Origin of the sequence: Cytobacillus oceanisediminis (genome assembly GCF_003182355.1) — a bacterium.
In the GTDB taxonomy this organism is placed as follows: domain Bacteria; phylum Bacillota; class Bacilli; order Bacillales; family Cytobacillaceae; genus Cytobacillus; species Cytobacillus oceanisediminis_A.
On sequence record NZ_QGTW01000003.1, the window covers coordinates 46,937 to 59,323 of the forward strand.

Annotated in this window: 16 protein-coding genes; 4 read left to right on the plus strand and 12 right to left on the minus strand. The window is 39.6% G+C overall.

Features of this window, described 5'->3' with window-relative positions:
- The first annotated feature begins 331 nt into the window (after positions 1 to 331).
- Positions 332 to 1,699, plus strand: coding sequence for an MATE family efflux transporter (locus DFO73_RS06940; protein WP_110064059.1), 1,368 nt, complete (start codon positions 332 to 334; stop codon positions 1,697 to 1,699).
- 234 nt (positions 1,700 to 1,933) lie between these two features.
- On the opposite strand, the gene DFO73_RS06945 is transcribed toward DFO73_RS06940, so the two are convergent.
- A complete protein-coding gene (locus DFO73_RS06945; RefSeq protein ID WP_110064060.1) occupies positions 1,934 to 2,707 on the minus strand; it encodes an SDR family oxidoreductase in 774 nt (257 codons plus the stop codon).
- 239 nt (positions 2,708 to 2,946) lie between these two features.
- On the opposite strand from DFO73_RS06945, the gene DFO73_RS06950 reads away from it, so the two are divergent.
- Entirely contained in the window at positions 2,947 to 3,426 is a 480-nt protein-coding gene (locus tag DFO73_RS06950) for an Hsp20/alpha crystallin family protein (protein WP_110064061.1), read from the plus strand.
- A gap of 27 nt (positions 3,427 to 3,453) precedes the next feature.
- On the plus strand, positions 3,454 to 3,951 hold the full coding sequence (locus DFO73_RS06955) for an Hsp20/alpha crystallin family protein (RefSeq protein ID WP_110064062.1): 498 nt from the start codon (positions 3,454 to 3,456) through the stop codon (positions 3,949 to 3,951).
- Here DFO73_RS06955 and DFO73_RS06960 read toward each other — a convergent pair.
- From DFO73_RS06960 to DFO73_RS06990, 7 genes are all read right to left on the minus strand, one after another.
- A complete protein-coding gene (locus tag DFO73_RS06960) occupies positions 3,948 to 4,445 on the minus strand; it encodes a GNAT family N-acetyltransferase (RefSeq protein WP_110064063.1) in 498 nt (165 codons plus the stop codon). The genes DFO73_RS06955 and DFO73_RS06960 overlap by 4 nt on opposite strands.
- A gap of 157 nt (positions 4,446 to 4,602) precedes the next feature.
- Positions 4,603 to 5,379, minus strand: a complete 777-nt coding sequence (locus DFO73_RS06965) for a CAP domain-containing protein (protein WP_110064064.1) — start codon at positions 5,377 to 5,379, stop codon at positions 4,603 to 4,605.
- A 412-nt stretch (positions 5,380 to 5,791) separates the two neighbouring features.
- Positions 5,792 to 6,262, minus strand: a complete 471-nt coding sequence (locus tag DFO73_RS06970; protein WP_110064065.1) for a FixH family protein — start codon at positions 6,260 to 6,262, stop codon at positions 5,792 to 5,794.
- A 25-nt stretch (positions 6,263 to 6,287) separates the two neighbouring features.
- Positions 6,288 to 7,700: a sensor histidine kinase gene (locus DFO73_RS06975; protein ID WP_110064066.1), complete on the minus strand. Its 1,413-nt coding sequence runs from the start codon at positions 7,698 to 7,700 to the stop codon at positions 6,288 to 6,290.
- Entirely contained in the window at positions 7,697 to 8,377 is a 681-nt protein-coding gene (locus DFO73_RS06980) for a response regulator transcription factor (protein WP_181395948.1), read from the minus strand. The genes DFO73_RS06975 and DFO73_RS06980 overlap by 4 nt, the downstream gene beginning before the upstream one ends.
- A complete protein-coding gene (locus DFO73_RS06985; RefSeq protein WP_110064067.1) occupies positions 8,374 to 9,354 on the minus strand; it encodes a YncE family protein in 981 nt (326 codons plus the stop codon). The genes DFO73_RS06980 and DFO73_RS06985 overlap by 4 nt, the downstream gene beginning before the upstream one ends.
- A gap of 187 nt (positions 9,355 to 9,541) precedes the next feature.
- Complete coding sequence (locus tag DFO73_RS06990) at positions 9,542 to 9,808, minus strand: hypothetical protein (RefSeq protein ID WP_110064431.1); 267 nt, start codon at positions 9,806 to 9,808, stop codon at positions 9,542 to 9,544.
- 118 nt (positions 9,809 to 9,926) lie between these two features.
- Here DFO73_RS06990 and DFO73_RS06995 point away from each other — a divergent pair, with 118 nt between their 5' ends.
- Complete coding sequence (locus DFO73_RS06995; protein WP_110064068.1) at positions 9,927 to 10,169, plus strand: DNA alkylation repair protein; 243 nt, start codon at positions 9,927 to 9,929, stop codon at positions 10,167 to 10,169.
- Between the two features lie 59 nt (positions 10,170 to 10,228).
- Here DFO73_RS06995 and DFO73_RS07000 read toward each other — a convergent pair whose 3' ends face one another.
- The 4 genes from DFO73_RS07000 to DFO73_RS28505 all read right to left on the minus strand — a co-directional run bounded on the left by DFO73_RS07000 (position 10,229) and on the right by DFO73_RS28505 (position 12,382).
- Positions 10,229 to 11,065 carry a hypothetical protein gene (locus DFO73_RS07000; protein WP_110064069.1) on the minus strand — a complete coding sequence of 279 codons (837 nt, stop codon included), beginning with the start codon at positions 11,063 to 11,065 and terminating at the stop codon, positions 10,229 to 10,231.
- Positions 11,066 to 11,423: 358 nt separating this feature from the next.
- Positions 11,424 to 11,801 (minus strand): DUF2085 domain-containing protein, encoded by a 378-nt coding sequence (locus tag DFO73_RS07010; RefSeq protein WP_110064071.1) that lies wholly within the window; start codon positions 11,799 to 11,801, stop codon positions 11,424 to 11,426.
- Positions 11,798 to 12,112 carry a hypothetical protein gene (locus DFO73_RS07015; RefSeq protein WP_110064072.1) on the minus strand — a complete coding sequence of 105 codons (315 nt, stop codon included), beginning with the start codon at positions 12,110 to 12,112 and terminating at the stop codon, positions 11,798 to 11,800. The genes DFO73_RS07010 and DFO73_RS07015 overlap by 4 nt, the downstream gene beginning before the upstream one ends.
- A gap of 105 nt (positions 12,113 to 12,217) precedes the next feature.
- The gene (locus DFO73_RS28505; RefSeq protein WP_181395949.1) at positions 12,218 to 12,382 is read right to left on the minus strand and encodes a hypothetical protein; all 165 of its coding nucleotides are present in this window, start codon (positions 12,380 to 12,382) and stop codon (positions 12,218 to 12,220) included.
- Positions 12,383 to 12,387: the final 5 nt, after the last annotated feature.

Genomic DNA, 12,387 nt, shown 5'->3' on the forward strand with positions numbered 1-12,387 from the left:
AGAAAAAGTTAGCCTTTAGTTTAGGCTGTTTTCGCAAACTTTGTTGCTAAGTGAGAGAGGTTGATTTCCGCTCCAGGATGCTCAGCGAACCGCGGGGCATTGAATAAGCTTCAAATTCCCTATTCCATAGAATAATGAAAGTGTCCCAATTGTTTGGGGCGCTTTTTTTTTTTGAATTTTAGCAATCTAATTGTGAAGTTTGGGAATAGAATCAGCAGTCTAATGATAGAACAGAGGTTAAGACCTATCTATACAAAAAAGATAAAAATAAGCCTGCTCCCACTTTCTATGTTATAATTCTTTCGTCACTTCACAGAAAGAGGAAAATTTCATGGATCAGACATACAACAAAAAAGAAAAACTGCGACAGCTTTTATTCATTTTAATTCCTATTCTTATTACACAGCTTGCCATGTATTCAATGACTTTTATTGATACATTGATGACAGGACGCTACAGTTCAGATGATTTGGCAGGAGTAGCCATTGGCTCTTCCCTTTGGGTTCCTGTTTTTACTGGGCTGAGCGGTATCCTTCTGGCTGTTACGCCGATCGTTTCGCATTTGGTCGGGGCAAAGAAACAGGGTAATGTTGCTTTTTCCGTCATACAGGGTGTCTATTTGTCAGTTATTATGGCTCTCATTGTTTTTGCAGCAGGTGCATTTTCATTAACGCCCATTTTAAACGGGATGAGCCTGGAAAGCCGGGTACACGAAACTGCATTTGATTACCTGGCAGCTTTAAGCACTGGATTGATTCCCCTATTTGCATACAATGTGTTAAGATCTTTTATCGATGCTCTCGGAAAGACACGGGTAAGCATGATCATCACACTCATATCCCTGCCTATCAACGTGGTTTTTAATTATTTATTCATTTACGGAAAGTTTGGCTTTCCAGAACTGGGCGGCGCTGGAGCTGGTTTTGCTTCTGCAATTACCTATTGGCTGATTACCCTTATCTCTTTTTATATTATTCATAAACATACTCCTTTTTCATCTTATGGAGTATTCCGGAAACTTCATGCAGTTTCTTTGGCAAAATGGAAGGAAATTCTTTTGATCGGGATCCCTATTGGTTTATCGATCTTTTTCGAAACGAGCATTTTTTCTGCCGTTACTCTATTAATGAGCAATTTTGAAACAAAGGTAATTGCCGCCCATCAAATTGCACTGAATTTTGCTTCTTTGCTATATATGATTCCACTTAGCATCTCAATGGCTTTAACGATTGTAGTAGGTTTTGAAGTCGGGGCTGCAAGGTATGGGGATGCGAAAGAGTACAGCTGGATAGGAGTGGTCATAGCTGTTTTAATGGCATTGGTATGCGCCGCCATCCTTCTGCTTTTTCCGGAAGAAGTGGCTTCCATCTATACAAAAGATGCTAATGTTTTAAAACTGACGGCACATTTCCTGATTTACGCATTGTTCTTCCAGCTTTCCGATGCCATACAGGCACCAGTCCAAGGGGCCTTGCGCGGCTACAAGGATGTAAATGTTACTTTTATTATGTCACTTATTTCCTACTGGGTGATCGGGCTTCCTTTCGGCTATTATCTTGCCAATTATACAAGCTGGGGAGCATATGGCTATTGGATCGGTTTAATTACCGGACTGGCTGCAGGTGCCATCACATTAACAAGCCGCCTTATTTATATTCAAAAAAGGAAATTCCCTGCCGGTTTACAGAAGAACTCTTAGAAGAAAGTTCTGTTAAACTTGCCTGTTCATTTCCACTCCAGTGGGCGGTCCGGGAGCTTCCTCTGCTCCCAGCGCCTGTAGGGTCTCCTTTAGACTAAACATCCTTGGATCATCACCGTACGAAGGAAATGCGAAGCAATTCGAGGATCTCGGTTTTCCTTTCCAATATCAAGAATAAGCTTTAACAGAGCCAAAAGGAAAACAAAAGCCATCGTGTTTTAGCGATGGCTTTTGTTATTCCTGATATATTTTTCCCAAAACGTCTTTCCCGCCTGTAACTGGAATGATGCTGCCTGTAATAAAACCTGATTTTTCATCCGCCAGAAAACTGATTACCCTTGCGATATCCTCCCCTGTTCCAGGCCTGCCCACAGGCGAGGCGCTGTCTTCAACTGTAGTTATGTCTTCAATGTTTTTTTCCTTCCATTCTCCTATAATATCGCCGGGGCACACCATATTTGCGGTTATTCCATTGCCGGCTTCTTCTAGCGCAATTGATTTTGTTAATGAAGCTGCACCCGTTTTAGCTGCCGCAAAAGCAGAGCGGTAAATCCAGCCTGACGCTGCTTCCACCCTATCAAAACCAATAGTAACGATACGCCCCCACTTGTTTTCCCTCATCTTCGGAAGAAGCAGCTTTGATAAATAAAAAACTGCATTCAGATTCCCATTTATAAGGTAATTCCATTGTTCAAAAGTATAATCTGCCATCTCTTTTCGTTCATGGACGTATGGGCCGGCATTATGTATTAAAATATCAATTGCGGGAAACTCGCTAAGTGCAGCCTCAGCCATCTTTTCACAATCCGAAGATATGGTAATATCTCCTTGAATAGCTATATTTTTTGTTCCATACTTCTCGGTCAGTTCTTTGCATAATGAGACAGCTTCCTTTTGACTGCTACGGTAATTGATCACCAGATGGACACCATTTTCAGCGAGTGCAATCGCCGTTCTTTTACCAATCCCTGTTGCTCCTCCCGTGATTAAAGCTGCTTTATCTCTCACAAAATTACCCCTCAATTTTTTTAAAATTTTATATACGCCATTAACAATATACTAGTAACTACGCTGTATTTATGCAAATAATAAGAAGTTTTTCCTTCCTGCCATTTAAATTTTTAAGGGATAGGCAAGCTTTTGCAGTGAAAATTCTTAACGGATAGGCTCTTTTCAGCATAGTATAAAATGACTTTAAATGCCTGGCTGAGCCTTGTCAGCAGTATTGCAAGGAAAGGATGAGAAGGATGTTCCCGTGGAATCTTTTTCCATTTAATAAAGATATGAAGAATATGATGCAACAGATGAAACCGGAAGAGATAGATAAATATGTCCAAAATATCATGGGGCAAATGTTCCCTCAAAATATGCAAGGGATGTCCGGCACCCCGGATTTTATGAAAGAATTTAATACAGCTGCGGCTGGCCAAAAACAGCCAAATCCTTCAGCATTGGATTCCTCCGTATTTGAAACCCATGATCATGTATATATTAGAATGCCCATTAAAAAGGAAGATTGGCTCAAAGATATGAAGCTTTACCATACCTCAAATCAAATGATTATTGAACATATTCCTGAGAAGGATGATAAGCATATCATTACCCTCCCGGCCATTGTAAAAAGAAAAGGTTCAACTGCCCACTTTAAGGATGGATTTCTGGAGATTAAAATACCGAAAAACGTAGATATGCAATATTCAGAAATAGACGTAACCGAAATCCTTTAACATCTCTGTTAAGAAAGGAGAACAATCATGGACATGGAAAAATGGACAGAATTGATTAAATTGTCGGCCCAGTATCAAGATCAAGATTTCTGGAAAGGGTTTCTGGCGCCGGAAAGTTCGGATTTAAACAAAAGGCGTTCCTTTTCAGGCCTTGAAAAAGGAAAAATCAATACTTTCCTTTCCACCCAAGAAGTTTATCCCCGCTGTGATATGTATGAAGCCGGCGGAAGGATTATTATTGAAGCAGAACTTCCAGGAGTGGAGAAAGACGACATAAAAGTAACCCTTATACAAGATGACCTTATTATTAAAGGAAAATGCAGCTCATTTCAGAATCATTTCCGCTACTTTTTAAAGGAAAGGCCGAGCAGAACTTTTGAAAAGAAGCTGACTATCCCTTTTCCTATTGATAAAAGCCGCATTGAAACCTCGTTCAGCCATGGAATTCTTTCGATCACCCTTCCAATCCAGAACGATGGGGGTGAAAAGGTGCCTATTTATATGAAGAATAATGGAGCGAGCTAGCTCAAAAATTTATCATAGCAATAAAACGGATTGTCCCTGTCCATGTAAATGGTGCCAACTTTTGTATATTTGTTTTTTTCAAACAAGCTTTGTGCCTTTTTATTAAGTGAGTAAGTATCCGTTCTCATGTAAGGAACACCTTGGCTGACAGCATAACTTTCAGCAAATTCAATAAGCTTGCTGGCAATTCCCTCTCCCCTAATTTCAGGATCCACTGCCAGGCGGTGGAATACATAGCATGACGCATCCTTTCTCCACCCGGCACCTTTATATTCTTCAGCCTGATTTTGGTCAACTGTAATGGAACCAGTGACACTTCCATTCAGGACAGCAGTATATAATGTTCCTGCTTTAATATCGGTTAAAAAATCTTGATCCTTTGGGTATGTCCGATTCCATTGGTCATTATCCTCAGATTCCATGATATCAACTGTTTGTTTAACGATATCCATAATTTTTCCCAGGTCCTGTTCTGTACCTTTTCGTATTTCCACTTAAAATCACCTGTCATTTCTAATGTAATGTCTTCTAAATAATGTTCCTTTCACGAAGTAAATACATACATTAAATAGACAAGTATAATATACAGTTATGGCAGATAAAATACAAAAAGACAGCCTTGTCAGGCTGCCTTTTTTGAGAAATCCTATATTATTTTCCGATAAACATTTGTGTCCAGTAGTTGCCGTCTGCAACATGGCCCACACCAAGGTGTGTGAAACTTGCATTCATAATGTTTTTACGGTGGCCTTCACTGTTCATCCATGCATTTACAACTTCTTCAGGTGAACGCTGGCCCATTGCAATGTTTTCACCAGCAGTGCGGTAAGAAATGCCGAATTGCTTCATCATATCAAATGGTGAACCGTAAGTTGGGCTTGTATGGCTGAAGTAGTTTTTAGCATTCATATCACGTGACTTTTCACGTGCCACTTTGCTTAGTTCAACATCTAGTTTAAGTGCAGGTACGCCTGCTTTAGCGCGTTCCTGGTTTGTTAATTCGAACACTTTTTGTTCAAATGCACTTACTTCAGAAGTTGCCGGTGCTGCTGCTTTTGGCTTCTCAGCTGGTGCCTGCTGCTGTTGCGCAGGCTGTTGAGCTGGAGCTTTTGCAGGTTCTTGTGCTTTAGCAGGCTGTTGAGCTGGGGCTTTTGCAGGTTCTTGTGCTTTAGCCGGCTCTTGTACAGGCGCTTTCGGCTTTTGTGCTTCTTCTTTATTTACTTGAGCATTTCCCCAATTAATATTGTAGTTTTTTAAATATTTTTGAAGAATACTATTGATTTGTTCTTGGCTTAAGTTGCCAGTTTGATAGTAAAATACCTTTGATTGAACTTGTACAGGCTCTGCTGCATCTGCTTTATTTGCTGCAGGGTTAGATACTAATAATGCTGCTGCAGCTGCTACTGAAAAAATCAATTTCTTATTCATCTATTAAAATCCTCCCTGTTGTATGTTTTCTTTTGTTGTTCCGTGTGACTTGCAACATCATCATATCACAGGGTTTTTCGTAATATTTCTGGGTGTATTTTACAATTAGCCAAATTCAGCTTCTTTATTAGAAAATTACAAGAATATAAAAACTATAAAAGTATCGTAAATCCTTATTTTAAAAGGTTTATAGTCCTATAAAAACGGGTAGAGGTATGGATGGGTATTTTTCACTATGGTGGAAATCCTCTTAAAACAATGCCATTTATATACTAAAAGATTGCTGTTGACAGGTTTTTAGGGTCGTGGTTATTTTTACGTTTATTACAGCGATGTAACAAAAATGAACGTCAGGATCACGAAAAAAGGGTAATTATACCTAGAATATAAAAAACAGCCAGTGGCTGCTTTTTTAGTGGCTGCTATGTTCTTCGGTATCTTCCTTATTTTCCAATTCTGATTTTGCTTGATCTTCTTCAGGTTCACTAGGCTTCCCAATGATAAACTCTTTTTTTGGCATATTATGCATTCTCCGTGCAGTTACATGGGAGTATATATAGTAGGTTCCTTCTTCTGCAAAGCTTTTTTCAAGACGGTACACTCCATTTTCAGCGTCTTCAACAAGAATTTTCTCATGCTCTTCATCATTTGCTCTCCAGATTTCAAACTTAACTTCATCTGCATCTGTCACTTCTTCCTCGGCGTAAGTAACCTTTGCTTCAAAAACTACCGGTTCATTTACTTCTGCTTTGTCCGGGTTAATAGATAATTCTACTTCAAGAAATTGCGGCTCTTCCTCGACAGCATCATTATCACTGCATGCTGCTAAACCAAATAACAGCAACAGCATTGGGAGCAAACTACGTTTTTTTATTCTTTTCATTATAAATCTCCTTTATATATACGTGTTAATTGTTGTATTCCATTTCAAGGACAGGAAGCATAATCCTTACCGTTGTTCCCTTATTAACTTCACTTAATACAATTAATTCGCCTTGATGGAGTTTCACAAGTTTTTCTGAGATAGCAAGCCCCAGGCCTGTACCTCCATCTGATCTCGTACGCCCTTTATTCACTCTATAAAATCTTTGCTTGATTTTGTTTAAATGCTCTTCAGGAATGCCTATTCCAGTGTCTTCTATGTCGATCCAGCATTTTTCCTTAATTTGATATAAGCGGATTCTAATCTCTCCTTTTTCTGTGTAACGAAGTGAGTTATCCATAATATTTTGGATAATCTGTTCAATTCTGCCTTCGTCTCCATTAATGATAATGTCGGGATCTAAATCATAATGAAGCTCAAGCCCTTTTTCCTGAATAAAAGGTTTGTATTTTTCTAAGGCATCTTCTATTAGCTGTGCAAGAGGCAGAGGCATTTTCTCCAGTTTGTATTCATCTGATTCAAGTTTGGACAAATCAAGCAAATCCCCGACAAGGCGTTCCATTCTTCCGGCCTCTCTATGAATGAGCCTTAAATAATTATTTCTTTCTTCATCTGATTGGACCATGTCAGACATAAGAGCATCGCTATAGCCTTTAACATAGCTGATGGGAGTTCTGAGCTCATGTGAAACATTTGCCAGAAAATCTCTTTTCCGTTCGTCCTCTTTTTGTATAGAAGAAGACATATGGTTAAAAGCATGGGCCAGCTGCCCAATCTCATCTTTAGAATCAATTGCCAGGTTCACGTCATAGTGTCCCTGGGATACGTGCTCTGCAGCATCCTTCATATCCAGCAGCGGCTTGGTAAGTTTTTTGACGAGTATAGTTCCCAAAACCATACTGACCACTGTAAATATCATGGCTGCAATGAACCACAGATACGCAAAGCCTTGGGTTATTTCCGAAATCTTTGCAAGAGGCAAATATAAATAAAGAATGCCCTGGAGCCTATTTTCATCCAGCAGCGGGATGATCACACCCATGATTTTGCGGTCGAACCTTTCTTCATAGCCCAATTTTTGTACAGCATTGCCTTTAAGGAGCTCTTCCCGCTCTTCCTTCCCTATCAAAGTCTGATAATCTATTTCAAAAGGCAAACAGGCACTTAACTCCCTAGGATTGCTGACGATAAAAACTTCTGTTTCCGATTTGGAATTATACCAGTCAACTTTCTCCCTGAGATCATCTGTCAAAGGGCCGCCCTGGTACTCCAAAGCCAGGCGTTCCCCTTCAGCGAGCAGGGACTCCTCAACATTTTCAACATAAATTTTTTCATAAAAAAGATAAGATAAAAAATAGGAATAAAGGATGGTAATTAAAATAGCAGCTGTTACAGTGAGCCACATTTTTTTGGCGAGACTATTAGTCAGAAACCTCATTCAATTGGTACCTCAAATTTATAGCCTACTCCCCAGACAGTCTGGATATAGTCGCCAACACCCAATTTCATTCTTAATGTTTTTATATGTGTATCAACCGTTCTTAAACTGCCTGTGTAATCGATGCCCCATACCCGCTCTAGAAGCTGTTCCCTGCTTAATGCATGGTTTTTATGTTCGATAAAAAACAGGAGAAGTTCAAATTCTTTCAGAGTCAGTGCAATCTTCTTTCCTTCTACTAATACTTTCCTCGCCTTCTTCTCAACTGTAATTTTTCCAATTTGCAGAGAACCTGGTTCCATTTTTACCCCGCCTGTTCTCCGGAGAACAGCATTCATTCTGGCAATAAGTTCACCCGGACTGAAGGGTTTAACAATAAAATCATCGCCCCCTAGCTGAAGGGCCTTAACTTTATCCCATTCCTCTCCTTTAGCCGATAGAAAAATAATAGGTATATCGGATTTCTCCCTGATTCTTGAGCAGACCTCAAATCCATCTTCTTCTGGCATCATGATATCAAGAATGATTAAATCGATTGATGTATTTTCAAGAATGTTATACCCTTCACTTCCGTTTTCTGCTGTATAGCATTGAAACCCGGAATTCCCCAGGTACATTTCAATTAGATGCCTCATATCTGCTTCATCATCAATAATGAGGATGTTTAGCAAGCTCATTTCATTCTCTCCCTTAAAACAATTTTGAAGGGTCCTTCCCCTACCTTTATCGTTTTCAGCGATTTTAAATTTTGAGGGTCCAGGATATGGACATCATTGCTGTCATATCCGGCAACCAATAATTTCCCTTCAGCAATAGCCATTTCAAAAGGATTGGCTGCGATTGAAACAGAAGCAGCCAACTCACCTGATTCTTTTATTTTATATAACATGTTTGACCCATGGCTTAAAACATATACATGGCTATCTTTTTCAAGAAAATTGATCGGCATGGACGGAGCCGGGATCGTCTTTTTTAAATCTCCGGTCTCCGAATCATAAACATGGATATCCTGTTCAATCTCTATTCCTTCCCCATGGCCTCCAATCCATAGTTCATTGCTTTCTTCATTTAGCCAGGCGCCGGCAGCAGATGGATGCGTAATGAATTCGTCTGTTTTCTCTTTCGTTTGCAGATCGATCACAGCCAGTTTTTCATGATTGAAGCTGAGCACATATAACTTTTTGGCTTTCCTTGACTCAAGGATTGTAAGCGGATTGCTTTCAGTCTCAATCTGCTTAAGTTCTTTCCCTTTTATATTAAAAAAACGTATTTTATTCAGATCCTGGTCGACCAGAGCGACTTCAGTCTTGTCCTCAAGCAATTTTCCGTTTACAATCCCGGTTCCCGTTTCCCAGCTGCCAATCTTTTTCCCTTCTTTTAAGGAATATAAATCAGCCGTCTCCAGCTGATTCCCGTAAAAGAGAATCGTATCCCTGTCAGGCAGGATTAGTGCCCCTGTATAAGGCTTTTCCATTTTCCATTCCTCTGCAAGAGCCAGCTTTTTTAAGTCCACAAACGAAACTGTCATATCCTTTAAATTGATAGTAGCGGCAAAAGAAATATCTTCCGGTAGGGAGGGCTGCCTCTTTTCTGTACAAGAAGAAAGAAGGATGGTTATCAAAATCAATCCGAAAAACCAATATTTTTTAAACATACCATTTTCTCCTTAAGACAATCTTAACTTCATCATACATTAATTTTGTGTGATAAATGTGAAAGGACTTTGAATCTTGCACGAAAAGCTAATGATTACGGTTTTGCCAAAATTTTTGACTAAAACCATACAGCAATTAAAATGAAAGGAACCCTTACTTATAAAAAAATAGGAAGCTTCCCACTTCCTATTTCATACGTTCAAGCATCTCAATATGTAATTTAATGAGGGAATTTTTATCAGCAGCGTCCAAATTTGAACCTGTTACTCTTTTTACTGCAAGGAAAAACTTTTCATAAAGCGGTTTACGGACTCTCGGATGGGAATTTTCATCCTTTAGTTCTCTTTCGATCGCTTCTTTCAACACGGCTTCTGCATCTTCATCTCCAGCAAGTTTCCGATTATTCCAGAGTTTTCTATATTCATTAAGTAAATGAGTAAAATTCAGCTCCATTTTATGCACACATCCCTTCCAATCCAGGAAATATTATTGATCTATAAATGTATTTTTACATAAATAAATTTGCAAATGCAAAAAATATAGCTAATATGCTAGAAAGGAGAATGAATGTATGAGTTCACCTTACCGGTGCCCAAACTGTAAAACGAACAGAAGCCGATTTAATATCATTCAGCAGATTCCACAATCGATCAAGATGGATCCCCTGACAGGGCAGGTGCTCGAGGAGTACAGCAGTGAACAGCTATCCCCTTTTCACATGCCATATAAGGGCCCTGATAAAAGGGTTCAATGCGCTGCCTGCGGACTAGTAGAAGATGAACGGACATTTGTTAAATTTGGTGAGAAGCAATAAAAAAGCTCGCACTTTTCAGAATACTAATAAATAAAAGCTTGAGATTTTGTCTCAAGCTTTTATTTATTTGAGATGAGATCGTTCTCCTGCAAAAACCGTTCATTATCCACTTTCCATGAGTCAGCTGGGGAGAAACGGACCAAGTACATGCTGCCTCGAAAATGCTGCCTGCCCTGATCTTTTATAAACCAATCTATTTCTACTGGTATTTCGAGGCTTACTTCCTCTGTTAAATCTTCAGCAGGAAAAACTGGCATTGCGCTTAGTCTGACATTCTCTATTTTGGGCAGCAATTTGTTCCAATTTAGTGTTTGAAGGGATATTAGTTTTACTATCTTAGGATCTTGCTGCTTCAAACCTGCGATAAATGCACTGATTACATCATAAGGGTTTGCACCATGAAGATAGTCTTCCAGCTTCCCGGCTGCTTTTAAAATCATCAATTTATGCGATAAGTCCATAAAATTCGTACGGTGTGTTGTACTGCCATAAAAGTGTATACAAAAGTGGCCTCGGAAGTTATTTTTTAGTGCACCTCCCCCATGAGGCATTCCATGCATGGAAGCAGCAATCCATTGATCACCATGGATAACAATAATGGCGCGCCTCTTCCAGCTCCATTTTCCTCCATAAATGCTTTTCATAATCTTCGTTTCTTTGGCAGTTAATGGCTGCACATCAGCATGATGGCTCCCTGCTCTCCTTTGGACTTTAAATTTTTTGCCTGTTTCAACATCCAGAACCGTAAATTTGCTGAATTTCGGCAGAATTCCATTAACCTTTTCCCAGGGAAGCATTTCAATTTGAAAGCTTACCCCCTCTTCCTCTGCAAACACAGATGAACCATACGCAGATAGGATAATGATGGCCAACACTATTGCTTTAAAAGTTTTCATTAGCTCCACTCATTTTTATTTTTTTAAGCTCAGCTTTATATAAAGAAGTTTCCCAAAATCCTGCTAACTTCATTCATTGAACCGAAAAAAATCGTACCTGAACCAGATACGATTGAATAGTTAATATTAGGCTCTGTTAACTTTACCTGTTGATTTCCGCTCAAGAAGCTCATAGAACGCGGGCGATCCGGGAGCCTCCTCAAGCATTAAGCCTGTGGGGTCTCCCTTGGACCCGCACTCCCGCAGGACATTGAATAAGCTTCCTCCAATAAACACCGCACGAGGAAAATGCGAATGCTTCTTCGAAGAATTCGGACCTTCCGCTCCAATCAGCAAAGTATAAACTCAACATTGAGCTTTAAAGCAGCCTAATGTTAAAAATAAATTGCACCAAATTAACAGCAAGCGAAATGATAATGATTGACATACCCACTCCGCTTAGTAACCCTGTTAGGCTTCTAACAAGGTTATTGCTGACTCTCCACTTTTTAATCTGGGTAAAACCATCCAGAAGCATCGGGATATTGAGGAGAATTCCTCCAATAATGAATGCTGGAGAAGAAAATGCTTCCGCATAAAAGGCAAACGGTATGATTGCCGTATAGCCGGCCAGTATAAACATGCACCGATAACAAATTGGAAATTGCCTTCCCCGGAAATGCATGGACCTTTCAGGTTTCCGATGGCAGGGCATGAATTTTAGGAATAGCATATCTTTAAAAAATTCTTTAATCAATTTCCGCACCCCGGCGTGCAGTCACAGTCAGTGGAATCACAATCAAGTAGGCTGCTGCCTTTGCTTTTCCCTGAATGAAAGCTTGCAGGGCAATCCAAATAACTAAAGGAGAATTCACAGCAATCATCATCCTTGCCTTTTTTCTCTTTATTACGCTTCCTGTAATAGTAAACAACATATACAATCAAAGCCATTCCTATAAGTAAAAGCAATCCGCTAATAGCATATTCATTTCCCGCTTCTGATAAAGACAATCCAACCATTCCTGCCATCAGCAGTATTAACCCTGCAGCCAATCCTATAAAAACCATAGCACTCCCCAGCCTATCCTTTTTCTACATTTTACCATGATTTCAAAGCGTAAATTTAAATCTTTCAAACGAAAAAACCGGCCAATTTGCATAAGGCCGGTTTTCTTAGTCTTTTACTGTTTCTTTTGCTTTGTCTATAGCAATTGGAATGGCTCTTCCATCTTCATATCCGTCTTCAAGCAAGGCGTTTGCAATTTCAATTGCTTTGTCACGGACCTCTGGATCTAGATTTTTCATTGCTGCCGGGTAATCATTCTTGGACCATGGCATCTTAA